Origin of the sequence: Enterococcus spodopteracolus, from assembly GCF_030441955.1 — a bacterium.
GTDB classification, from domain to species: Bacteria; Bacillota; Bacilli; order Lactobacillales; family Enterococcaceae; genus Enterococcus_B; species Enterococcus_B spodopteracolus.
In genome coordinates this window covers 309,400-332,909 of the sequence record NZ_JARJHD010000002.1, presented here as the reverse complement: position 1 = coordinate 332,909, position 23,510 = coordinate 309,400, and the positions used below count along the sequence as shown (strand labels likewise).

At 36.7% G+C, this 23,510-nt stretch carries 26 protein-coding genes; 9 read left to right on the top strand and 17 right to left on the bottom strand.

Annotation, left to right across the window (positions count from 1 at the left end):
* Positions 1-23 precede the first annotated feature (23 nt).
* The 4 genes from P3R27_RS04455 to P3R27_RS04440 are packed head-to-tail and all read right to left on the bottom strand — an operon-like array spanning position 24 to position 3,141.
* The gene (locus P3R27_RS04455; RefSeq protein WP_126134114.1) at positions 24-965 is read right to left on the bottom strand and encodes a magnesium transporter CorA family protein; all 942 of its coding nucleotides are present in this window, start codon (positions 963-965) and stop codon (positions 24-26) included.
* A gap of 26 nt (positions 966-991) precedes the next feature.
* Complete coding sequence (locus P3R27_RS04450; RefSeq protein WP_301357327.1) at positions 992-1,342, bottom strand: iron-sulfur cluster biosynthesis family protein; 351 nt, start codon at positions 1,340-1,342, stop codon at positions 992-994.
* A gap of 46 nt (positions 1,343-1,388) precedes the next feature.
* Positions 1,389-2,291: a glycosyltransferase family 8 protein gene (locus P3R27_RS04445; RefSeq protein WP_034688731.1), complete on the bottom strand. Its 903-nt coding sequence runs from the start codon at positions 2,289-2,291 to the stop codon at positions 1,389-1,391.
* The gene (locus P3R27_RS04440) at positions 2,284-3,141 is read right to left on the bottom strand and encodes a glycosyltransferase family 8 protein (RefSeq protein ID WP_034688732.1); all 858 of its coding nucleotides are present in this window, start codon (positions 3,139-3,141) and stop codon (positions 2,284-2,286) included. The genes P3R27_RS04445 and P3R27_RS04440 overlap by 8 nt, the downstream gene beginning before the upstream one ends.
* A 325-nt stretch (positions 3,142-3,466) precedes the next feature.
* Between P3R27_RS04440 and P3R27_RS04435 the strand changes: the two genes are divergently transcribed.
* From P3R27_RS04435 to P3R27_RS04420, 4 genes are all read left to right on the top strand, one after another.
* Positions 3,467-4,279, top strand: a complete 813-nt coding sequence (locus tag P3R27_RS04435; RefSeq protein WP_034688733.1) for a Cof-type HAD-IIB family hydrolase — start codon at positions 3,467-3,469, stop codon at positions 4,277-4,279.
* 13 nt (positions 4,280-4,292) lie between these two features.
* Positions 4,293-4,784 carry a cysteine hydrolase family protein gene (locus P3R27_RS04430; protein WP_034688735.1) on the top strand — a complete coding sequence of 164 codons (492 nt, stop codon included), beginning with the start codon at positions 4,293-4,295 and terminating at the stop codon, positions 4,782-4,784.
* A 533-nt stretch (positions 4,785-5,317) separates the two neighbouring features.
* A complete protein-coding gene (locus P3R27_RS04425; RefSeq protein ID WP_126134116.1) occupies positions 5,318-5,551 on the top strand; it encodes a helix-turn-helix domain-containing protein in 234 nt (77 codons plus the stop codon).
* A gap of 38 nt (positions 5,552-5,589) precedes the next feature.
* The gene (locus tag P3R27_RS04420) at positions 5,590-5,952 is read left to right on the top strand and encodes a TIGR02328 family protein (protein ID WP_034688741.1); all 363 of its coding nucleotides are present in this window, start codon (positions 5,590-5,592) and stop codon (positions 5,950-5,952) included.
* 122 nt (positions 5,953-6,074) lie between these two features.
* Here the strand turns inward: P3R27_RS04420 and P3R27_RS04415 are convergent, their stop codons facing one another.
* Together P3R27_RS04415 and P3R27_RS04410 are read right to left on the bottom strand one after the other, a co-directional pair.
* Entirely contained in the window at positions 6,075-6,275 is a 201-nt protein-coding gene (locus P3R27_RS04415) for a cold-shock protein (protein ID WP_010735357.1), read from the bottom strand.
* Between the two features lie 184 nt (positions 6,276-6,459).
* The gene (locus P3R27_RS04410) at positions 6,460-6,936 is read right to left on the bottom strand and encodes a flavodoxin family protein (protein ID WP_034688742.1); all 477 of its coding nucleotides are present in this window, start codon (positions 6,934-6,936) and stop codon (positions 6,460-6,462) included.
* 418 nt (positions 6,937-7,354) lie between these two features.
* Here P3R27_RS04410 and P3R27_RS04405 point away from each other — a divergent pair, with 418 nt between their 5' ends.
* Together P3R27_RS04405 and P3R27_RS04400 are read left to right on the top strand one after the other, a co-directional pair.
* The gene (locus P3R27_RS04405; RefSeq protein WP_126134118.1) at positions 7,355-8,110 is read left to right on the top strand and encodes a sunset domain-containing protein; all 756 of its coding nucleotides are present in this window, start codon (positions 7,355-7,357) and stop codon (positions 8,108-8,110) included.
* Between the two features lie 170 nt (positions 8,111-8,280).
* Positions 8,281-8,430, top strand: coding sequence for a hypothetical protein (locus P3R27_RS04400; protein ID WP_010735353.1), 150 nt, complete (start codon positions 8,281-8,283; stop codon positions 8,428-8,430).
* A gap of 753 nt (positions 8,431-9,183) precedes the next feature.
* Here P3R27_RS04400 and P3R27_RS04395 read toward each other — a convergent pair.
* The 10 genes from P3R27_RS04395 to lepA all read right to left on the bottom strand — a co-directional run bounded on the left by P3R27_RS04395 (position 9,184) and on the right by lepA (position 20,530).
* Entirely contained in the window at positions 9,184-12,027 is a 2,844-nt protein-coding gene (locus P3R27_RS04395; RefSeq protein WP_206437462.1) for an endo-beta-N-acetylglucosaminidase, read from the bottom strand.
* Positions 12,028-12,312: 285 nt separating this feature from the next.
* Positions 12,313-13,137, bottom strand: coding sequence for a MerR family transcriptional regulator (locus P3R27_RS04390; RefSeq protein WP_126134120.1), 825 nt, complete (start codon positions 13,135-13,137; stop codon positions 12,313-12,315).
* Positions 13,138-13,488: 351 nt separating this feature from the next.
* Positions 13,489-13,896 carry a NusG domain II-containing protein gene (locus P3R27_RS04385; protein ID WP_034688744.1) on the bottom strand — a complete coding sequence of 136 codons (408 nt, stop codon included), beginning with the start codon at positions 13,894-13,896 and terminating at the stop codon, positions 13,489-13,491.
* 36 nt (positions 13,897-13,932) lie between these two features.
* A complete protein-coding gene (locus tag P3R27_RS04380) occupies positions 13,933-14,310 on the bottom strand; it encodes a hypothetical protein (RefSeq protein ID WP_010735348.1) in 378 nt (125 codons plus the stop codon).
* A gap of 29 nt (positions 14,311-14,339) precedes the next feature.
* Entirely contained in the window at positions 14,340-14,507 is a 168-nt protein-coding gene (gene rpmF / locus P3R27_RS04375) for a 50S ribosomal protein L32 (RefSeq protein WP_034688745.1), read from the bottom strand.
* Positions 14,508-14,524: 17 nt separating this feature from the next.
* Complete coding sequence (gene rpsN / locus P3R27_RS04370) at positions 14,525-14,794, bottom strand: 30S ribosomal protein S14 (protein ID WP_010735346.1); 270 nt, start codon at positions 14,792-14,794, stop codon at positions 14,525-14,527.
* Between the two features lie 422 nt (positions 14,795-15,216).
* The gene (locus P3R27_RS04365) at positions 15,217-15,450 is read right to left on the bottom strand and encodes a hypothetical protein (RefSeq protein WP_241234755.1); all 234 of its coding nucleotides are present in this window, start codon (positions 15,448-15,450) and stop codon (positions 15,217-15,219) included.
* Between the two features lie 198 nt (positions 15,451-15,648).
* Complete coding sequence (locus P3R27_RS04360; RefSeq protein WP_034688746.1) at positions 15,649-17,028, bottom strand: C39 family peptidase; 1,380 nt, start codon at positions 17,026-17,028, stop codon at positions 15,649-15,651.
* A 191-nt stretch (positions 17,029-17,219) separates the two neighbouring features.
* Entirely contained in the window at positions 17,220-18,194 is a 975-nt protein-coding gene (gene bsh / locus P3R27_RS04355) for a choloylglycine hydrolase (protein WP_034688747.1), read from the bottom strand.
* A gap of 500 nt (positions 18,195-18,694) precedes the next feature.
* Positions 18,695-20,530 carry a translation elongation factor 4 gene (gene lepA / locus P3R27_RS04350; RefSeq protein ID WP_034688749.1) on the bottom strand — a complete coding sequence of 612 codons (1,836 nt, stop codon included), beginning with the start codon at positions 20,528-20,530 and terminating at the stop codon, positions 18,695-18,697.
* A gap of 148 nt (positions 20,531-20,678) precedes the next feature.
* Between lepA and P3R27_RS04345 the strand changes: the two genes are divergently transcribed.
* The 3 genes from P3R27_RS04345 to P3R27_RS04335 are packed head-to-tail and all read left to right on the top strand — an operon-like array spanning position 20,679 to position 23,072.
* On the top strand, positions 20,679-21,896 hold the full coding sequence (locus tag P3R27_RS04345; RefSeq protein WP_034688751.1) for a GNAT family N-acetyltransferase: 1,218 nt from the start codon (positions 20,679-20,681) through the stop codon (positions 21,894-21,896).
* A 20-nt stretch (positions 21,897-21,916) separates the two neighbouring features.
* Positions 21,917-22,411, top strand: a complete 495-nt coding sequence (locus tag P3R27_RS04340; protein ID WP_034688823.1) for a nucleoside 2-deoxyribosyltransferase — start codon at positions 21,917-21,919, stop codon at positions 22,409-22,411.
* Positions 22,404-23,072, top strand: coding sequence for a DUF2238 domain-containing protein (locus P3R27_RS04335; protein ID WP_126134123.1), 669 nt, complete (start codon positions 22,404-22,406; stop codon positions 23,070-23,072). The genes P3R27_RS04340 and P3R27_RS04335 overlap by 8 nt, the downstream gene beginning before the upstream one ends.
* 80 nt (positions 23,073-23,152) lie before the next feature.
* Here the strand turns inward: P3R27_RS04335 and P3R27_RS04330 are convergent, their stop codons facing one another.
* On the bottom strand, positions 23,153-23,509 hold the full coding sequence (locus tag P3R27_RS04330; RefSeq protein ID WP_080693151.1) for a GRP family sugar transporter: 357 nt from the start codon (positions 23,507-23,509) through the stop codon (positions 23,153-23,155).
* Between the last annotated feature and the right edge of the window lies 1 nt (position 23,510).

The window sequence follows — 23,510 nt, the reverse complement described above, 5'->3', positions numbered from 1 at the left end:
TTGGGCGTATAAGCCCGTATTGATTATTTTGTGTAATCTTTTCTAAATAAGTGATACCCTAAAGCAGCAGCAGCAACAATCGAACCCCCTAATACTAAGAGGAAACCAGTTGCTGAATCTTCTCCTGGTAAACCACCTGTATTCATCCCCCAAATACCTGCAATCATCGCAGGGACAGAGATGATCAATGCGGTAGAATCCAGATATTTCATCAGATGATTCAAATTGTTGTCCATCATTCCATTGAACAGATCACCGATACTTTCTAACAGATCGCGATAAATCAAAATCATCTTCTCTGTTTGACGTTGTCTTAAACGAACGTCATAAAGTAGTTGTTCGTCATTGACACGTTCTTTGAATTTAGGTGTTTCCCATAGGAGGTCCATTGTCTCTTTTTGATCCCGCAACGTATGATCGATGTAAACAATGTCTCTTTCTAAATCAGCCTGCTTGTACAACTCTTCATTTTCTGTCGTTTTTCGTGCTTCTTGATCTAGCGAATCAATACGCGTTTTCATTTCACGAAGTTCTTTGACAAAATGGGTATAGATATCTAATGCCGCATAAACAATCACTTTTTCGAAAGAATCGATTTTATTACCATGATGTTCAATCAGCCGATCGATAAAATTAGTTTTTTCGTCTCGACAAGTAATCAATAAGTCATTTGATATGACGAAAGATAATGGTGTCAAACGACGTTCGATTTTTTCTTTTTCACTTGAAAGGTTGAGCAGTACTAAGGAAATCGGGTTGTTCAAACTTGTTCCTGATAGATGTTCTAAGCGGGAGACCTCTTCTGGATAAGTCATACCGACAAATATATCTTCAGGAAGTTGATAGGTTCGAGTAACCTGTTCGATTTCCTCAGTATCGCTCGTATCAATAACAAGCCAATTAAAATGTTCTTCATCTGCGGCTATTACTTTCTTGTTTTCATCAATCAAGTAATATTCCAGCATGGTGAATCGTCCTTTCCAGTATGCAATCAACTAAAGAAACAATTAGTTAGTTTGATGTTATGATCTAGTACAGCAATCTCATTTTCCAATGAGAAACTATTTAATACATGATCATAATCCATCGTTAAATATTTGCCTAAATAGCATTGTTCACTTTGTGATGTATAGATTTCTAGCGAAGGATGATTAATTTTTGTGACGTATAGTCCAAACTCAGTAACAAAAGGGATAATTTGGAAAAAGCTACCTTTCGCACACGCTCCTTTGTCTCTAAGGAAAGGATCTTTACTATTGATCAATGCAAGTGCTAGTTTTGATTGTTCGCCTGCTTTTTTCTTTAAGATGTCCATCACATTTCTTGTCAGCGTGATTTCCATATCGATCATCTCCTCTATTATAATAGTAAGTTTTTTCTATTATCGATCAATGACTCAATTCAGTATTTCGTTGAACACGAGCGTACAATGGATATTTAGGGAATGATTTAACACAACGAAAAGCGGTCATATTTGCATACTTTTCATAGTATTTTTTACTAGCACCTTTAAACTCTTCACTCCATGGTTTGATATGCCCAGAGTAATGGATGATATAAGGCTTACGACGTGCTTCTTCATACTCTTTTTCTCCTTGAGCTGTTGGATGTTTTTTTGCTTTCGCCATGATGTAACCTTGCGCATTCCATTTTGGATGCAAAGCAATCCAACGATCGTGTAAGATAGCATTCAAAGCATCTTGGTCATGGAATCGAAGTTTTTCTGGGTTTTCTTCGATGAATTTTAGAACGTTTTTCGTGATGTTTTGTTCTAACCATTTTTCAACATTAATCAGCATCAAACCAGAGTTAAAGTAACGCATTGAATCTGCTTCAATCTCCATTTTTTCAAGACGTTGGTGGAAACCAGCATCTTCAACTGCTGCCATCACTGCGCCATTAAACTCTAGATCCCATAGTTTACTGATATCGTTCAATGCAATCATGTCACAGTCCATATAAAGGATACGTTCGACATTTTTCCCTCTAAATAACTCAGGAATCGCAATACGATAATATGCTGTTTCAGGGATACGATCACTAGTCACTAAGTTTTTGAAGAATTTTTTGTTGATTTTCAAAAATTCAACATCTGTATTCATTCGTGAATTTTTCACTGAGTAACGTAAAAGATTTTTACTTTCTAATTCAATATCATCATCAATCACGTAGAAACGTACAAACACTTTCGGGTCACTATTTTCTAAAATTGACACAAACAGTGCTGCTAGATGAGGCACAAATTTTGTATTACAACTAGAGACAACTGCTACTTCTTTTCTTCTATTCATTTACCTCGCCTACTTTCATTAATACGCTATGCGCTAGATTTTTTAGATAGATTTGTGTATAAGGATGATCCTCCAATGTATTCCAAGGTTTATCATGCCCTGTGAAGTGAACGATTGAAGGAGCTTCATTCCCACTCTTATATAACTCTTCATATTTCTTATCTGGAGCTGGATGGCGTTCAAAAATCAATGAACATTGCATGTTCCATTTTGGATGAAGTTGTTCCCAATCTCCATATAAGACACCATTCAATGCGTCTTGATCATGATAGATAATCTGTTCACCATTTTCTTTTAGGAATTGGATCGTTTTATCTGTAATGTCTTTTTCATTCCATTGATCAATATCGATCACCATGACACCTGAGTTAAAATAATATTCTTCTGAATCGATCCCCAGGCGCTTCAACGCTTTCGTTTGTCCTGGATCAATTACTGCCCCAATTGTTTTACCGTTCAATGATTCGTCATATAATGCAACGATATCATCTAACACTAAAACGTCTGCATCTAGATACAACACTTTTTTATAATTGTATTTTGCTAAGATCTTAGGTAGAGAAATTCTTAAATACGCCGTTGTTGTAATGTGGTCACTGACTAAGAAATCTTCATATACATCTTTCTCCACTGTCAAGAATTGGATGTTTGCATGTTCTGAATGTTGTGCAACTGTCTGACGCAATCCTTCTTTACTATATTCTGATAGGCCATCATCAATCACATAAAAATATATATGTCTCATCTTATTCGCATTTTCCAGTGCCGTTGCAATCATTACGCTTAGATAAGGAGCATAATTTTCATCTGAAGCAGTCACAACCGGTACAGTCCCATACTTAATCTCCATCAAAATCACTCCTTTTTTTAATCTTTTTCTAACCTGTTCTACATCTACAATATGCCTACTTTTTCCTGAAAGCAAAAGATATGCTTTGTTTTATATGAATATTACCCAAATTTTTCCCTTTTTTATGAAAATGAAAACGAAATCATTAAGATTGTTATGCTTTTTTATACAGCGGTCTTAACCATTTTCTTACTAATATCTTTTTCACTATTTATGAAAAATCTTTTTTGAAAAAATACAAAGAGTTAAAGCATTTTATTTTTATTTTAGAAGTTTCTCATTTAAGCTATTGGTGAAAGAAAAAAGACTAAGGGAGCGTAAAAAGATGAAATTAGCAGCTATTGATCTAGACGGGACCTTGCTTGATTCCCAAGGAGTTGTCCCACAAGAAAATATTCGAGCATTAAAAGCTTTCTCCTCTAATGGAGGAATCGTAACGATTGCAACAGGAAGAAATAGTATTTCTGCCAAGGATGTCTTTGCACAATTAGGAGTCAGCGGCTATTTGATTTCTTCTAACGGTGCATTGATTTCCGAAATGAAAGACGGCAAGATTGATCATGTATTAAGACGTTCAAAAATCGAAGTATCCATACTTAAAAAGGCCTTTTATTTAGCAAAAGAAGCAAAAATATCGATCATCGCAAGCCGAGAAACACAAGATGATCAAATCACTTTTGATGAAACTACCTTAGTAAAAGACGATCCTTATTATCAACACTTCAACTTGCAAAATCATTCCTTTGATGAGATCACAAAACAGTTGGACGATCCTTCCTTAAGCTATTTGAAATTAGCTCTGACGGATAAAAATGAGGAAAAACTACAAAAAATCCAAGCAGAGATGAAGAAAGAAGGAATTGATTCTGTTTTTTCAGACCCACATTTCCTAGAAATCACTCCTAAAAATATTACAAAGGCACACTCACTCTTATTTCTAACTGAGTACTTAGGGTTATCTTCAGAAGACGTCATGGCGTTTGGTGATCAAGAAAATGATTTGGCAATGCTTGAGTTCAGTGGGTTAAGCGTGGCTATGGGCAATGCGCAAGAACATGTGAAGGATTTAGCAGATGAGGTGACAGAAACCAATGATGAAGCCGGTGTCGCAAACTTTTTGAATGATCACTTTTTATAAGGAGAGATGATAGATGTTAGTCGTTATCGATATGCAAAATCATATTTTAGATCCAACTAGTGAATTTTATATCGAAGATGCTGAAGCATTAGTTGAGCGAGTAAACACACGTTTAAACCAAGCACGTGCAGCGAATGAATACGTACTATTCACTCGAGATATCCCTATCGAACGGAAAGATGAGGCAGAGAGTGAAGATCTTAAAATTATTCCCACGCTCTCTCCTCTACCAAATGAGCAGGAAATCAAAAAATACTACTTTACTCTGCCTCCAGAAACGTTAACAGAGATCAAGCATTCCCTTTTTGAACGTAAAGAAGAACAAAAGACAATTGAAGTGGTCGGGATCGAAACTAATTTATGTGTCTTATCCAACACGATCGCTTTACAAAGTGCTTTTCCAGAAGCTGACTTTATCATTGATTCGTCACTAGTCAGCAGCCGTGTTCACGAGCCACAAGCACTTAAACTTCTAAAAGACTTTAATGTCTATGTCAAAGAGTAAATGTTCGAAACCAATCTAAAAACATAAAAAGGTGGAATGAAGGTTCCACCTTTTTTATGTTTTTTTCAAATTATACGTCTACAGAAGAATCATGTTTTTTATCGAAATATTTGTTCATAATCGCATAACATGCTATCTTTTATCTAGTGAATATAAATCTAGTATATTCACAAATAGAATAACTCAAAATACAATTTATACACAAATAAAATATAGCTATGGGAGTTTATTTATTATGCTGGAATTGAGCCGACTTGCTTTTCTTTTTCCTGTTTTTATATTTGTCCCCATCGTCTTTTCGTTTATCAAGTGGACAAAAGAACGAAAAAAGATCGCACTTGCTAGTTTTCCTGCGATCTATTTCATGTACAAAATATTGAATTATCAGTTTTTTGAACCTTCACATATTTTCATTTTTAATTTAGTTGGCTTCATTTTCTCCATACTCTTTGTCATTGGGTATTTATTTTATCTAAACAGAAAAAATACACGTTAACTTTCATAGATAATTATTTAGAGAAAGGTGAGGTAAAATGACGATTGAAGAAGCGATTTTACTGGATACACTGCATTGCCGTTTAAACTTCCTCAAAGATAAAAAGCATTTAACTACACCACAGGTTGCTGAAAAAGTGAACATACCGATTGAGACATATAAAAACTATGAAGATGGAAAAAATATACCTAGTATCATCGAATTGATCTTTATCGCAGATTTTTACGACACGACTATCGATTATTTGATTGGTCGAACGGAAGCATCCTAAACACTTAATTCACTGTTTTAGAAAGAAGGAAATCTTATATGCGCTTATGGCATCAAAGCCTCTTGCAATCACTTCCGCGCCAACAATTATTAGGACAGCATCGCGAATGTTGTGCTCTGAGAGGCAATGGTTGGGGACGAAAACATGCGACTGTCGATTACGTTTTTACACATTCGCCTTACAAATTATTTCAGTATCATTTGTTAGTAATGGAAGAAATGAAAAAACAAAATTATAACCCTGGTGAGGAATGGTTTGATCCCTTGTATCGTGGAAAAATTTGCGAACCTTATCCTACCCTTTCCCCTATTGAATGGACCTCACCACTTTATCCAGAACATGATCAAATCTACTTAGCCGAATGTGTAGCAAACCTAGAACAGAAAGGGATAATTTTGTAAACAAGTAATGACTTATTGTTCTAACAAGCCTCTCGATTGCTGAATCGAGAGGCTTTTATTGAAATTGGACATAAAAAAACTGCTCCTTCATAAGAAAGAGCAGTAAGATATCAATCGTTTGATTATGCTTTAACGATGTTGATTGCTTGAGGGCCACGTTGTCCATCTTCAACATCAAAAGTCACAGCTTGACCTTCGTCTAATGTTTTGAAACCGTCACCTTGGATAGCTGAAAAATGAGCGAATACATCATTTCCATCTTCCCCAGTGATAAATCCAAAACCTTTATCTGCGTTAAACCATTTTACTGTACCGTTATTCATGTATATTTCCTCCTGATACGTATCAATGTACGTTTATAGTGCAATAAATATTTGATAGGCAAAAGGAGTCTTATAATGTTTAACTTATAGCTCAAATTACGTTTCAAAATAGATTACTTTTATACTATAGCATGCCTTTTTAGAAAACACAACTATAAACCTTTAGTACTTTCAATTTCTCTATTCATCTCATTTGTTTGATTTGTTCATTAGATGAAGCAATGTCTTTCTTCTGATAAATCATCCCTAACTTCTGCATGAAAAAGCGTTCACTCACATTAGACAGCATTTGCCTAATTCCGCTGATAGCTTCCTCTGGAGCAGATCCTTGAACAAACCAGAAAACCGATTTTTGATACAAAGGAGCCTCTGGTGTGTCTAACCCATACTCAAATAGATCCGTCCAGCGATCAATAAATGTTTTTAACAAACCGGTCACATCCCACCAGTAGATGGGTGTACCAATAACCAAGACATCAGCTTGGTTGATTACTCCCATGACTTTGTCAAATTCATCCTCTTCAGTCATCTGTCCTAACTGATTGATCGAATAATCAACTAAATGCAGGACCGTATAGTCGATATCCTTTAAGATTTTTTCTCCCCATTTAACGGTCATCCCCTCTTTGTTGGGGCTAGCATTAATAAACAACATGCGCATATTATCTCCTCCTCTACCCAGTTTTTCGTCCAGACTCTCTTTTTCTTATGAACTCTTAGATTATTTAAATTCGAACGATTATGATATCAAAACGATACTTTTCTTCATTAAATATAACATTTTTTACATAAAAAAAACAAATATTAAAAAAACCATCGTCCATCAAAACTCTCTGTCATTATGTTCATCTTAATGATAAAATAAAGTTTGTTTGTTATTATTTCTTTATATATTTATAACGTTGTGCTTTCTTCTACTACTAATCTTTTTTGATTTATCTATACTCTCTAACTGGCTTTCGTCGGTTCGATTCCGACATAGAGAATACGGTCAATCGCCGTAAATAAAACCAATCGCTTTTATTAGGGGAATCTTTTTATGAAAGCGATCTATTTTTTTGTAGAAACAGGAGGAAAAAATGAATTTATTATTGTTATTGTTAGGATTAATCAGTTTGATGCTTGGTCTACATCTATTTAGTCGATCAAGTAATAGAAATGGAAAAGCTTGGCAGCGCCATCTCGTTTTATTTAGTGCTTTATTCGGTTTGCTACTGATCAGTAGCGCTTGCGGATCTGGTACCAATCAAGCGTCAAAAGCAGATACCGCTACTTCGGAAACAACTTCAACATCCAGTGAAGAAAAAGCCCAACGAGAAGCGGCGGAAAAAAAAGAATTAGAAGAGAAAAAGAAAGAAGAAAAATTAGCAGCTGAGAAAAAAGCGCAAGAAGAACAAGCAAGACTTGAAGCGGAAAAGAAAACGCAAGAAGAACAAGCGAAACGTGAAGCAGAAAAGAAAGTACAAGAAGAACAAGCAAGACTTGAAGCGGAAAAGAAAGCACAGGAAGAACAAGCTCGCCTCGAAGCAGAACAGGCAGCTCAAGCACAAGCAGCGGAACAAGCGCGTATCGCTGAAGAAGCTCGTGTAGCTGCTGAACAAGCAGAAACCCAACGCGTGGCACAAGAACAAGCAGCCGCAGCTCAAGCACAACAGGCCTCTGCTAATGGTCCCCAATATGTCGATGCCAATGGACAAGGATTAATTAAAGGTTCTAGAAACGGAATTTATCATACACCAGGAAGCCGTTATTATGATCGCACAACTAATCCTGTTGCTTGGTTTAAAACTATAAGTGAAGCTGAAGCTGCCGGTTTTCGTGCTCCTTTACAATAATTAAACTATTTTTATGAAAGAAGGGTTATACCCTTCTTTCTTTTTATAATCATTATTATTTAATAAAAATACAGTTGATTCAATCCAACTATCTGTGCTATAATAGTTATGGAATTTCGTTATCAACGTATCGTTGCCTTTCAACAGAACAATAAGAAAGGAGAATGACTATGACATTCTATAACAAAGAATTACAATATCGTGTCACTCTTAATACCGATTTAAATCTTTTCGTCGTGTTCGACAAAGAAGATAGCAATCGTGTAGCGACTGGTGTAACGATCGAACAAGCAGTGCAAGAACTTAAAAAATCTGCATAGGAGTGAAAACCTCGAATGGACGATTGCAACTCTAGTTCACAATAAGACACCTACTTGAAAGGTCAAAGTAGGTGTCTTAAATTTTATATGTGTGATGAAACTCTTCTCTTATTTTACATATGATGATCGAATGATTGCAGCTTATTCTTAGGAATATTCTCTTTTTCAATTATTTGATCCTATTTTCAGCAACTTGAAAAAGTACCTGATTTTTACTACTCTTCAACTAGTCCTTACAATCTTTTTTGCTTTGTGCTAAAATTTCTTTTTCAAGATGAAAATATTTTTGTCTTTATAAGCCGTTTACAAGGAGGTTTGGAAGTGAAAACAGCGATAGCTCGTTCTTTATGTGACACCAGAAATTGACGCTTCGATGTTTTCAATATGCTATGGAAAAGAATCTAACCGTATGGACTTTATTATTATGTTTGATCATTGGACTAGCCTTATTACTTTTTAATGTGATCAGTTGGACAACATACTTTGTTGTGGTATCAATTATTGCTGGATTGACGTTCTTTGAAAAAAAGCGACGCTCAAACCCTAATAAGTAAAACTCTTTTGATTATATAAAGGCAACGAAAACTGCATTAGAAATGAAATGCATTGTCAAAATAAGCGCCACCCCTCAAAAATCATTTTCATGGTTTCGAAAAGGGTGACGCTTATTTATTATGATGTGGATTTTAAACATCTCAAGTATATTAAATGATAGAACTGATGGGATGACAAATACACTTTTTCCCCACTAAGTTAGTGTAATAATTCTGGTAATCCAAATACTTCAAATCCATAGATTCTTGCTGCAGTGTCTGATCCTTGTGTTGGTTTGTCAATACGTAATCGGACATATCGTGCAGATTGTACCGCAAAAGTCTCGACGGAGCTACTCGCCGTATTATTGGTAGTTTTGGCAACTTCTTTATATATCGCTCCATCTTCACTTATTTCGATCGCGTATGCTTTTGTATTCATGTCAGGACTTTCTCCACCTGCTTGCGCATGGTCTATGCGAACTTCGCTAATGGTGTGAACATTCCCTAAATCAAGCGTCAATTCGTGTGGCGGCGTACCCGTTGCACACCATTTAGTCGTCAAGTCGCCATCGATTGCAAAATGAGGGGCTTCCGCTTCATTAGTATAAGAGGAAGCGGTCGCTTTCGCTTTTCGTGATAACAGCGGTAACTCCATTGGTACTTTATTAGAAATTGTAATCAAACCGTTTTTTTCGACAGGTGTCTCCCCTGCTTGATTGCTTGCCGTTAATTTGACTTTATAAACACCTTCTTTGTGGTAAGTGACAACTGGCGAATGTTCATGACTTGTCGTAATATCCCCACCTTCAAATTCCCAAGTAACCGTTTCAGTGTTTAAGGATGACGTGTTTGTAAAAGTAATCGCAGATCCTGGAGCAGCTAACGTTCTTGACGCAGTAAAATCAGCTCTCGGCACTTTATTATCCGGCCAATCAAACGAAACGGCCTCTGAAGGTTCACCTTGATTACCCAGCGCATCAACAGGCACGACAATCAATTTTGTTTGCGTGGTGTCTAAGGTTCGTTCAAGGGCATTGATATAATGATTCGTAGCTGGTGTTGCTCCTAAGAAAGATTTTGAGTTGTCAGGATTCAACCGGTAGATCTCATAGTAGCTTACTTGACTTTCCGTCTCATCCCAAGCAAGTCGTATGCCAGCGTATCGACCTTCCTCTTCATCAAATGCAACATCTTCCAGCGTCAGTCCCGAAACTTTCGTGGTTGGAAGTTCCTTTCCATCTGTCAGGGCTAATTGACCCAGGTGTAGCGCATAATCGGACTGAGTCTCTGAAGCAACAAGCTGATAAGAGAGTGTGTTAATTTTTTCTCCTCCCAACTGACTGACATCATAGCTGACAGTTGTCCAATCCCGACCGATTGGTTCACTTGCCGAGATGATTTCTTTTCGTCCGTCAGCCATTTCTAACACTAAGTCAAGTTGGCTAATGCTCGTTGCTTTTGCCGTTGTTGTGACAAAAGTTTTATCGGAAATGATTTCATCCATTCGATACAGTTTGATTGTGCTTGTTGCCTCGTCCACTATACTCCCTTTAAGAAGCAAAGAATTTCCGCCACGAAACGCCTCATCATAATCCATCTCAACTGCTAATTGATTTTCTCCTTGATGGTCAAAAATCCAACGATACGTTGGCATCACGTCTTGCATACTGCGATTATTCCACTCTAGATCGGATACTTTTTTTCCATTGATAAAGTATCCATACCCATTCCCCATACTAAAATTCGTCACAAAAGGCAAGCTGGTAATAGCGCTCTGCTCTACTGCATACGTAGAGATCCCAGGCCATTCTTTTTCTATCGGTGCCTTGCCTTTGGTTGGATCACCTTGTTCATTTATCCAAAAACGCATTTCACGACGTTGAAAATCAGCAGGATTACTTGCTGATATGTACGTCCAACTTGGGACATACAGCCCTAATGAAGTATAAGGAGTGCCAGTTTCATCTGTGAACAGCCGCCAATTCACTGGGGTATCATAACCATTTTGTTGGACATCGATACCAGCATATAATTGATAAGGATCAATTCCTAATTCATTTGCTTTCTTTTTAGAAGCTTTCAATAGCTCTTGACTAGCTAAACGATCGGTATTCCACCAGAAATTCAAAAACATGCTATCTGCTAAAGGATTCATCTCCGCATCGATTAAAAAAGCTTTGTTTTTATCTGTCAGTGCATTTTGCCAATCCATCTTCCCTTCCGAAGTCATCGAATCATACCACATGATTTCTAATGCTGCTTCTTTTTGTTTGAATTGTTTGATGAATTCTTGCATCAAATCCGCATGTTTTTTACTCAATCCTTCTGTCGTATTCGCCCCTTGTACCTTTTTTTGATTGTTTGTATCATCAAAACTTGTGACTACTGTGTCCGTTTCCTGATTGATAAACCAGCCATCAAACCCATATCGAGTAGCTACTTCGATCAATTGATCGACTAAAGGAAAGGTACCATCCTCATCTTTTTGCAAGAATGTATCCAACCATTCGATTTTACCGCCATGAGCAGACTGTGGAAAGAAAACTGTCCCTAATACTGGCACACCATTTTTATGGGCCGCATCAATGACATCAGGACTTGGCGGTACAATAATCCCTTCACCAGACGAACCACCCCAATACACAAGTTGGTCGATATATTGCCAATTGGAAAATACATTGGCATCAAAAGTATTGATACCTCTAGGCGCATTCCCACTTGTACTGCTATTCATGATCGACAAAGCGACAACTTTCATTTCTGGTGTCTGCGTATCATTTGAAGTTGCCAGTGTGTTTTTATCGATCCGCTTTGCCAAAGGCACTTGGCTAACATTGTAAGGTGCATCTGGATCTTTAGAAAATTCCCATTCTAGCAAATCTTCTGGAAACCAGTAAGACGATTCCGGTTGATTATCCATTCCTCGTTGATAAGTTGCTGCTTCTGTTTCTTTGTAATCAAACGTTTTAGTCTCTGCGTGATACGTTGTCCCACTACCAATTGCACCTACTATTACTACTGCACTAAAGAGTCCGACCGCCATTTTTTTCTTATCCTTCATCTCCGCTCCTCCTAAATTTAATTGGTTCATAAAAATGATAACGCTTTCTTTATTTTGGGTATATGAACAAATCATAGAACTTTCACAACAAATTATAGGTAACCTGAACAAAAAAACTGATTTTGATCGTCGATCGAAATCAGTTTTTTTATTGTTGATTCGCTATTATGCCCTTTTACGATACATTTTATTCGAACCCCTCATGAAACCAATCAAATATAATAAAACTTGTATTGTAGGTCAGCATGATTAGTTACTTCAACATTTTGACTTTTCATCGTTTGTTCAGTGATGACGGATTTTTCCATCATTCATTCCATCGCTGAAAACACGAATCTCATAAACGATTTCTTCTAATGTTCCAGTGGAAGCTTCTGCTTCAATCGCAAAAATAGTCGACTTGTTTTCAAATATTTCTGGAAACAACTCTGGAAGGCGCTCACCATAACTTTCAGGACTAAATCGGCATGCGTATTCTCCACTAGGTAAAATCTTGATATTGTTACCGACATTTTTTGTAGGCTTGATTTCTATATACATATACTGGTGCACGTTTTTATCAATAAATTCATAGAGAATACCAAAATCATATAAAGGCTCATACCCTGCTTCCATCGAGCGATCAAACAAATTGGCTGCTTCTGTATAAAGTGTCTTTTTGTTATCAGTCGGTTGATAAGGAAAAACATATAAGTACTTTTCTGACAATTGCCGAATATGTTGCTTTTTAGAATGTCGATATGTTTTTAACAAATTGATTTCTTCTTTTACCTCTTGCATTCCTTTTAAATTTTGTTGGAGCGAATCGATTTTTTGTTTCATTAATTCTTCGCTATATGATAAAAAAGATAGATAATCGATGGAATTATTCGGATCACTGAAGCGATGCAATTCCTTTAAAGGCAACCCAATCTCTACACATGCTTGAATCAGCTCGACCGCACTCACTTGCGCTAAGGAATAATAGCGATAGCCAGAATCTGGATTGATGTATACCGGTAATAATACTCCGACTTGTTCATAATATCTTAACGATTTAATATTGACACCGGTTATTTTCGCCAATTCCCCGATACTCAACAATTCACTTCTTTTGTCCATTTCTCTCATTATAATTCTCCTACATGATAATGATCTTTAATATCAAGCGTTCAGATACTGATTATATCATAAACTATTTTTACATATTATATTTTATCGTTATTTTTTAATCTAAAACCATTCACATAGATTCCTTTATTTAATATTTTTCATCCATAAATTTTGATAAACAGCTATATTTATAACGTTTTAAATTCATCTTTATTTTAGTTATATATAAAAAACAAATGAACCATTAACAGAATTTCAATGATTCATTAGATAAAGATATAATAATTCCGAATCTTCTCATTTTTGAGACAACTAAAAAAACTACCACCATCAACTTTATCTAAGCTGATAGTAGCAGTTTTCTCTTACTTAATAGATATGATAATCCGACTGTCCTTCTTGTTCAATTGTAATGACTAGTCGATGCGGCAAACAGATACTTGTCTGTCCAGCTTCCGAGATCCAGCCAGTTCTGACAGCGATTTGATCGGGACTATTATCTTCTTTAACTCTGATCTTGCCTTCATGGATTTCGACAATATTGTATTGGGTATCAGATGGATAGTAAGTCACCATCTTGCTACTGATTTCATCTAAATCAAATCGTTCGACTTCTTTTCCGTCGATTTTGACTACTGCATACTTCACACTATTACCGCTTTCTGCGTTATCAAATGACAAAGCAAAGACAATTGTCGGAACGAAAGAAGCAACTATCAGAATACTAATAATGATGATATCCCAAGGTTTTATACCTGATTTACGAAAGTTGTGCATATTGATTGTCCTTTTGGATTTTCTTGTTCTATCCTTTTATCGATCTTCTAAATAGATGTTGATTTGTTGTTCGTCATCATAATCCAGTTGATCAGTTTCAAGCATTTCCATTAATTCTATTTTCAAGTCTACAGGAATCTCCCAGAAGCCGTCAATAGATTTGAACAAATCGGCGTCATACTTTTGAAAAATAGGATAAATGTCCAAAAATTCTTCAAAGGACAAGTTTTGTTTTTCGTAATAGTCTTTGACAAAGCCTTGCTCTATCGCATGTTCTGTAGGAAGGCCAGTTTCTGTGATCAGTTTCTTATCGACCATCGCACGATAGAATTCCCCTTTGTCTACAGGTTCTTTCACCGTTTCAGAATAATATTTGATTCCTTGTTCGACTAATGGCGGATAAATAATTTCCATTTCTTGCCCCCCTTACATCTTCCAATCGGTTATTCTGTCACTTTGCGTCCTTTATAGTAGCCTTTTAAAGAGACATGATGGCTTCGACGATAATCACCAGTCAACTCGTCAAAAGAAATCTCTGGTTTCGTCAAACTTTGGTGTGTTCGTCGCAAATGTTTTTTTGCTTTCGATGTTTTTCTTGCTGGTACTGCCATAACTTTTTCCTCCTATTTTACCAACTTGCTTTTTTAACTCCTGGGATCAATCCTTGATGTGCCAGTTCTCTAAAAGTGATTCGAGACATGCCAAATTTTCTCATGTAGCCTCGAGGACGTCCATCTGTTTGATCTCTAAGTTTTAAACGATTAGGATTAGACTCTTTGGGCAACTTAGCTAGTCCTTCATAATCATTTGCTGCTTTCAACTCTTGACGTTGTTCACTATATTTATTGATCAAAGCTACTTGCTTATTCATTTTTGCAATTTTTGATTTTTTTGCCACTAATAATCTGCTCCTTTATTTCACTTTATATTATTCAAATCGTAACTATTACGTTTTGGGTAGAACAACAATACCATGTATTTATTTGTTTGTCAAAAAAGTAACACTAATAAAAAATATGGCTGATCGACCTTGTACTGAGCGTGTGTTTTTGAGAACATTGAAAAAGCACCCATGATATGTATCACATCCATCACAGTAACTTTTTTTACTATTATTAACTACCTCAAATGTAATTAAACAATTCAGCATTATATATTGATTTTTTGCAATGCTTTCGTAGGCACTTCGTTTTCTGGTCCTGCACTCCAGCGCTTTCCTTGTAAACCTTTTGCATCGATTTTACAAGTATCGACCTTACTTTAATTTGTGATCCGCTAATTTTATTTACTGTTTGTTGAGTGCCATCTTCATCGTATCCTTCAAACGTCTAGAGATAATCCTTCCCTTTTTTTATCACCACTACTTGTTTTGATATAGTATTCTTTCACTTCTTTATCAGATAAAAAATTGTCCGTTAATGCTTGAAAGCCTTTTGTCTTTGATTCAATAAAAAATGGACCGATTCCTAAATAAGCGCAATTGCTAACTATCCATTTAATCGTTTCTCGTACCCATTTCCACTTCCTTATTTTTTTACTTTTTGTCGAAACCATATGATATATCTACATGAGTCAAGATATGTTCTACTATTGAGCTGCATCATTTAACGTAATAAAATTTTCATCTAGCGATTGATTTAGACTTGGCAAGAATAACGCAATAAAAATAACCCGTAAACTCCAAAACTATTCTCGGAATTTACAGGATATAGAAAAAAAATTACTACAACAAATTTTTTGTTAAGCTTTGGTCTACCTTACAACTACCGCATATTTACGTGCATTATAAATATTCTCAAATGTTGCCCGATTCATCCAATAAGAACCACTGATAGGATCAGATACATGGACTTGATTACTTCCTTTATTATATCCATCAAGAGTGACCGCATGATTATTATTCGTTGCGGTACCAAAATTCCAATTTCCCCAACGGATTGGCTGAAAGTTGATCGTCACCCAAGCAACAACCGGATGGCCATTTTTGACGTCGTTTAACAACGTACTCATCGAGCTACCTGAAATATTTTGGACATTTCCGTACTTCTTGCCCCACGCCGTCAAAGGTGTAGGATAAATTGCAGAATAAGTCCATGAGTTTTCGACAAATGGGCTGCCGACAAAACCGCTGTTTGGATTACCATTCGGAGATTTAGGAATTGTATTCAAAAATTGAGTCAAACTCCAGTTGGTGATCTTTCCTTTATATTGAAGTGCCTGTAATAAAGAAGCCCCTTCACATCCACTTGGCGCACCCAACGCATATTGGTTGTAATTTTTCACACCCAATAGCTTATAGTCCTCTTGATTTTGTTGACCACTGCCAACTGCGTACCAACCAACACCTTCATAGACCCATCCTTGTTTCGTGATTACTTTTTTCTCGTTTTCATCTAATGTATAATGGTGCCAGTTCACTCGTTTACTATATAAACGACTGACAGGAATGGCATTCGCTCCTTTATAAGAATACCAACCGATTCCTTCGTATGTCCAGCCTTGTTTCGTAATACTATCTCTTTCTTTTGCATTCAACGTATAAAAATGTTCACCATTATAGCGATTGTATAAACGATAAACTGGATCGCCACTTGTCGGCGCCTGCCAACCGACACCTTCGTAATTCCAGCCAATCCTTCTTAAATTATCTCGTTCACCAGTATCTCTCGTGTAAAAATGCTCCCCACTATGTGGATTGAATAAACGATACATTGGAATCGTTTGCACAGTTGCTCGAAATAATCTTGGAGAGCCTTCGATCAATTCCTCTTTTGGCGCTTGCGTGATATCAGCTTCGTTTTTACCAGCTTTTTCCGGCGCTTGCAAAACTACTTCTACTCCATCGATGATTGCAGTTTGTGGTTGCTCTGGTTGAGCTTCTTTTGCTTCCCTCGCTTGTACTGGTGGTGTTTGTTGTGTCTCTTGCGCGGGTATCTCTGTTTCTGTCTCTTGACTGACTTCATTTGTTTCTATACTTTTTATCTGTGGAGCTACTGAAGTTTGAGTCGATTCAGTCGATGTATCCATTGTAGACGAATCCTCTGCAAAAACTTGATTCACACCAAACGAACTCGCTAAAATCGCAAGTATCGTGAACCCAAAAATCCCCTTAGAAATAAATCCCCTTTTCATCTTTTTCCTCCTCATAAATGAACAAAAAATAGCAATAGATTTTACATAAGATATTCTCTAAAAATATTATAACCACAGTGTTGAAGAGACAACAAAAAGACAAGAATATTACATTTAAAGACGAATGCTTTTTGAAATACCTTGTCTTTTCGTATTACATTTATATTGAAGATCTAACCACAAAACATTAACTAATTCATATATTTAAATTGTTGTTGTTCTATAATTGGATAGCTAATTAACTTGTGACTATCTAAGTCTTCTTTATTCATATCAACTGCAGTGATTTGACTGTCTTCATAGGTTCGATAATAATAGATTCCTTTATCAACATTGCAACAGGAAGAATAAATTGTATATTCATATTTTCCATCACCCACATCACATAAACCTTTTTGTTGTTCTACTGAACCTAAGATATGGAAAAATTGACTGACACTTTCTGATTCTGAACTACCGGATACTGAGTTCAGTTTCGTAAAAGTTGCTTTAACAAAACGAGAAACTGAGGATAAATCTCCAGGTAATCCTATCCCACCCATACCGCGACTGTAAGCATTCAAATTAATTTGATCTGAAAAATTATTTTTTGGAGTTTCACTCGATAAGACACGATAATTATTTAAATTGAATAATTGATAATCAAATGATGGATTATTAGTAAGAACGCCCACAGGATTATCATATATATGAAGGCCATCTTTCATACTTTCGATTACAATTGATCTTTCTTTATCAGCTAATAACCAATGTAAAGGAGACAATGGAAGCTCATCACTATAATTTATATTTGCTAAGTTGATATTTTCTAACAATTTTTCTGCTTCATCTACAGTTGAACATTGGCCCAAAATCCAAGGGATGAATTCAAACGGAGATACATTATCTTTCCCTTCTTGTATTTCTTTATAATCAGCATATCCAGAAAAGTTTAGACCAGCCATACTTAATCCTTTTTCATTCGTTGCATCATAATAAAGAGGATAGTCAGCTACACCAGCAGCAATACCAATCATCGCATAATGAGTATCCAAATTGTTCACCTTTCGAAAAACTAATTCATAATTTTTTGGAGTAACAGTGACTACTTCATTGTAAGATATCTCATAATCAAAATTTCTTCCAAAATAATGATCACTTGTTACATAAGTAATAGACGTACACATAAATTATTCCTCCTAAAATAATAGTTTGTTCATCCTCATATTACTCCTAACACTTTCATATATCAAAAAAAAAAGAACATCATGTTCAAAAAAAGTGGTTCAAATTGTATAACTAATAGTAAAGCTCTATATTCAAAATGATTAAAGAAAGAGGACGTGAAGATAACTGCCAAACCTAGAAAAAAAAGAAGAAAAAGTTCGAGAAAACATCGTTGTTGAAATCAATAAACTAGACAAATAAGCCGACAAAATTAGTGCGTTATCTGAAAAATGGTTAAGATAATCTTCCAGAAAATAGCTATCCCATAAAAAACAAAGACCTTCAACATACTTAAAGTATCTTTAGCTAAAATAATCCTAGTGATTACTCAGTAGTTAAGATTCCTATCATGTTGGAAAATATAAAAGAAAATGTTAACAGACAGTATAAATTGAATTTTCCCATAAATCCGTGGGAAAATTCAACAAAAAAAAGTCTAGCCCAACGGCTAGACCCCTTACTATTTCTTCGGTTCATCCTCGTCCATTTTCAGAACGGCCATGAAGGCTTCTTGAGGGACTTCGACGTTACCGATTTGTTTCATTCGTTTCTTACCTTCTTTTTGTTTTTCAAGTAGTTTACGTTTACGGGAAACGTCACCCCCGTAACATTTTGCCAATACATTTTTACGTAAGGCTTTGATGTCTGAACGTGCAACGATTTTTTGGCCGATTGCTGCTTGGATTGGTACCTCGAATTGTTGACGAGGGATTAGTTTTTTCAGTTTTTCTACGATTGCTTTTCCGCGTTCATACGCAAAATCACGGTGAACGATGAAACTTAATGCGTCGACTTTTTCACCATTCAGCAAGATATCCATTTTGACTAGCTTACTCTTTTGATAACCTGACATTTCGTAATCAAGTGAGGCGTAGCCTTTCGTGCTTGATTTTAGTTTGTCGAAGAAGTCAAAAACAATCTCTGACAATGGCAAGTTATAAACGACGTTGACACGGTAATCATCTAAATAGTCCATCGTGATAAAGTCACCACGTTTGCGTTGAGAAAGTTCCATGACTGCACCAACGTATTCATTAGGTACCATGATCTGTGCTTTCACAAAAGGTTCTTCGACATCTTGGATCGTGACTGGTTCAGGAAAATCAGCAGGATTATCAACGACGACCATCGAACCGTCTGTTTTATTGACATGATAGATTACAGATGGTGCTGTTGTGATCAATTCAAGATTGAATTCACGTTCCAAACGTTCTTGAACAACATCCATGTGAAGCAACCCTAAAAAACCACAACGGAAGCCAAAACCAAGTGCTTGTGACGTTTCTGGTTCAAACTGCAATGCTGCATCGTTCAGTTGAAGTTTTTCCAATGCTTCACGTAGGTCATTATATCGTGATGTGTCGATCGGGTATAAACCACAATAGACCATTGGATTCATTTTACGATAACCTGGTAAAGCTTCTGCAGCTGGATTGTCCGCTAGTGTCACTGTATCCCCGACGCTTGTATCTTGGACTGTCTTGATGCTTGCTGTGATATAACCAACATCACCGACCATCAAGAAGTCACGAGCAATCGTTTTTGGTGAGAAAACGCCGACTTCGGTCACATCGAAGGTCTTGCCATTACTCATCAATTTGATTTTATCCCCTGCTTTAACAACACCATCGGTGATACGTACGTTTAAAATAACTCCGCGGTAGCTGTCATAGATCGAATCAAAAATCAATGCTTTCAAAGGCGCTTCGATATCACCAGAAGGTGCTGGGACATATTCCACTACTTGTTCTAGTATTTCTTCGATACCGATCCCAGACTTCGCACTTGCTAATACCGCTTCACTGGCATCGATGCCGATCACTTCTTCGATTTCATTACGCACACGCTCTGGATCTGCGGCCGGTAAATCGATCTTATTGATGACTGGTAAAATCTCTAGGTCATTATCTAATGCCAAATAAACATTGGCTAATGTTTGTGCTTCAATCCCTTGAGCGGCATCCACGACTAAGACTGCGCCTTCACAGGCAGCTAAACTTCGGGATACTTCATAGGTAAAATCGACGTGCCCAGGGGTATCGATCAAATGGAAGATGTATGTCTCCCCATTTTTTGCCGTATAGTTCAATTCTACGGCATTAAGCTTGATCGTGATCCCACGTTCACGTTCTAGATCCATGGAGTCTAATAACTGATCTTGCATTTCGCGAGACGTCACAGTGTTCGTCTTTTCCAAAATCCGATCGGCCAAAGTTGATTTCCCATGGTCGATATGAGCAATGATCGAAAAATTCCGAATTTGCTCTTGGCGTTGTTTCATTTTCTTTATATCCATAGCGTCTCCTCTTTTCATATAATCAGCACTTTTCATTATACCAACGAAAAGGAGGAATTTAAAGACTTTTTCCTTCTAAGGACTTTAGAAGTTTTTTTTGGAAACTTTTGTTATACTGTGAACAAGTAACTAAATTGGAGTTGAAAAAATGGACCAAACAGATTTTAGAGAAAATTTTGAGTTGAAGCCTGTCACGGAGGAACATGTTGATCAGTTCAATGAATTACTTTCCTATGTGTTTCAAGTCACTGACTCGGATATTGAAGAAAGTGGATTCGAAAACAAAAGAGAATTTGTACGTTCTAAGCGACCGATTCTAGAATTATCAAATGTATTCGGCTGGTTTCATAAAGAAAAACTGATTTCTCAAATCGCGATCTATCCTTGTGAAGTCAATATCCACGGGACGCATTATCAAATGGGTGGTGTCACTGGAGTTGGCACCTATCCCGAATATGCGAATCATGGACTGATGCAAGACTTGATCATCGTAGCTTTAGATAACATGCGTAAAAATAAACAGTGGATCTCTTATCTCTATCCTTACAATATTCCCTACTACAGGCGTAAAGGTTGGGAAATTATGTCAGATAAGCTATCCTTTAAAATACGTGATACACAGCTACCTAAACAAGTGCCCGTTTCAGGTATTGTCGAGCGACTACCTGTCGATCACGAAGATGTTTTCCGAGTGTACCAGCAATTTGCCAATAAAAATCATGGGGCATTGTTCCGTAGTGCGTTTCACTGGGAAGAATACTGGCGTTTCGAGAATGAAGAAGAACGAACTGCGGCGATCTATTATAATAGCAACAATGAACCAATTGGTGTACTGTTTTATTGGGTCGCAGAAGAAATATTCCATGTAAAAGAGATGTTTTATCTGAATCAAGAGGCGCGTAACGGATTGTGGAACTTCATCTCTGCGCATTTCTCAATGGTTTACTGGGTACATGGTGATATCTACAAAAATGAACCCCTTGCTTTCTTATTAGAAGATAGCCAAATCAAAGAACAGATCGAACCCTACTTTATGGCAAGGATCGTTGATGTCAAAGAATTTATCCAACACTTCCCTTTTTCTGGTACAGCAGAAGACTTCCATTTCATCGTGGAAGATTCCGTGGCACCTTGGAATAATGGCGTATTTGGCTTGACGTGGCGAGATGGTCGCCTGTCGATCGTTAACGAACCGATTGGTAAAATGGTTCGTTTAGATATCCAAACATTGACGTGTCTAATGATGAATTATCGTCGTGCTTCTTACCTTGCTCGAATCGAGCGCATAACCACGGATGAGGAGATGGTCAAGACGTTAGAGCGAATCATCCCAAACATGGAAGCTTATTTTAGTGACTATTTCTAATACAAAGGATGTTGAAACGAATGAATATTTATTTTGCATCACCACTTTTTGCAAAAGGAGATTTGCTTTATAACGAATCTCTTGTTAAAAAAATCAGAGAGATTTCTTCTGATTTGTCGATCTATCTCCCACAAGAAAACGAAGCAATCAATGATAAGACTGCCTATGCAGACAGCAAAATGATTGCCTTGGCTGATACTGAAAAAGTACTAGAAAGTGACTTGATGATTGCTCTTTTAGACGGATTAACGATCGATGCCGGGGTTGCTTCTGAAATCGGTGTCGCCTATGCAAAAGGCATCCCGATCATTGGTTTATATACAGACAGCCGCCAACAAGGAGCGACTCATCCAAAAAAAGTCGCTGCCTTGCAACAGGCTGGTGAAAATCAGTTCCATTATTTAAATCTTTATACGGTCGGCTTGATCAAGTTGAACGGAACGATCGTATCTTCTGAAAAGGCATTGTTCGAAGCATTGAAATCATATCTAGCTGGAGGAAATATTAGTGAGTAAGACAGTAAAAAAAGTTCAGATTGCATTAACGATTTTCGGTCTATTTGTTGTTGGTTATAACATTTTCGAATTTGTAACAAACAAATATTCGACCACACAAGGAATCACCTTTATCGTCGAATCTTTGGCAGGTATCTTATTGATTTATTTGCCACAGATCACTCGCCGATTGTTCAAGATCCATGTTCCTGATGCAATTGTTTTATTTTATTGGTTTTTCTTGTTCATCTCGGTCTTTTTAGGAACAGGTATGCATTTGATTAGTATTATTTCATTTTGGGATAAAATCTTACACGCAGTCAGCCCGATGGTTCTGACTGCCTTAGGTTACGGTTTGATCGGCTTCTTGCTGAAAGATGCACCAATCGAGAAAACAAGTCCTTGGCTATTTCTTTTATTTGGATTTGCTTTTGCTGGGTTGTGCGGAGTTTTCTGGGAATTCTGGGAATTTTTATGCGATCAATTCTTAGGGATGAACTTGCAACGGTTTGCTGCATCTGATGGTACTCTCTTCGTCGGACGAGAAGCATTGATGGATACAATGGGAGATTTACTAACAAATACAGTCGGCGCCTTTATCATGGGTATTTATGCGTGGGTCCAAGTGAAAAAAGACCCAGCACATTTTGAGAGTTACCGACTACAAAAATTAGATCACTGATCAATCGTAGTAAATATGATAAATAAAAAAATTGGCAAGGGATTTTGTTCAATCCTTTGTCAATTTTTTTAATTCTTTATTTAAAAAATCTCATTCCAACCACACCCACTACATACACCTATGTACCCAAATAGATTGAGCGTTTTTCTAATGATGTCTTCTTCTCTCTCAAAAGAATGATGCTTCCTTAAGTTGAGACAAGTAAACTCATTTGCGAAAAGGGATACACCTAAAGACGCAGACACAGCAAATAACGTCGTATTAGCGATCAACCAAGAATAACCGGTGACGATATTTCGATCAATTGCATTGACTTTCAATTGTCTGATCTTCTTCATTGAGAGGATCATCCCTCCAACAAACATGCCGATGGATTGAGGTAGAAACACTTTCGGTCCATGAATATCAAAATAACTTGTGCTCGTTACATATATCATC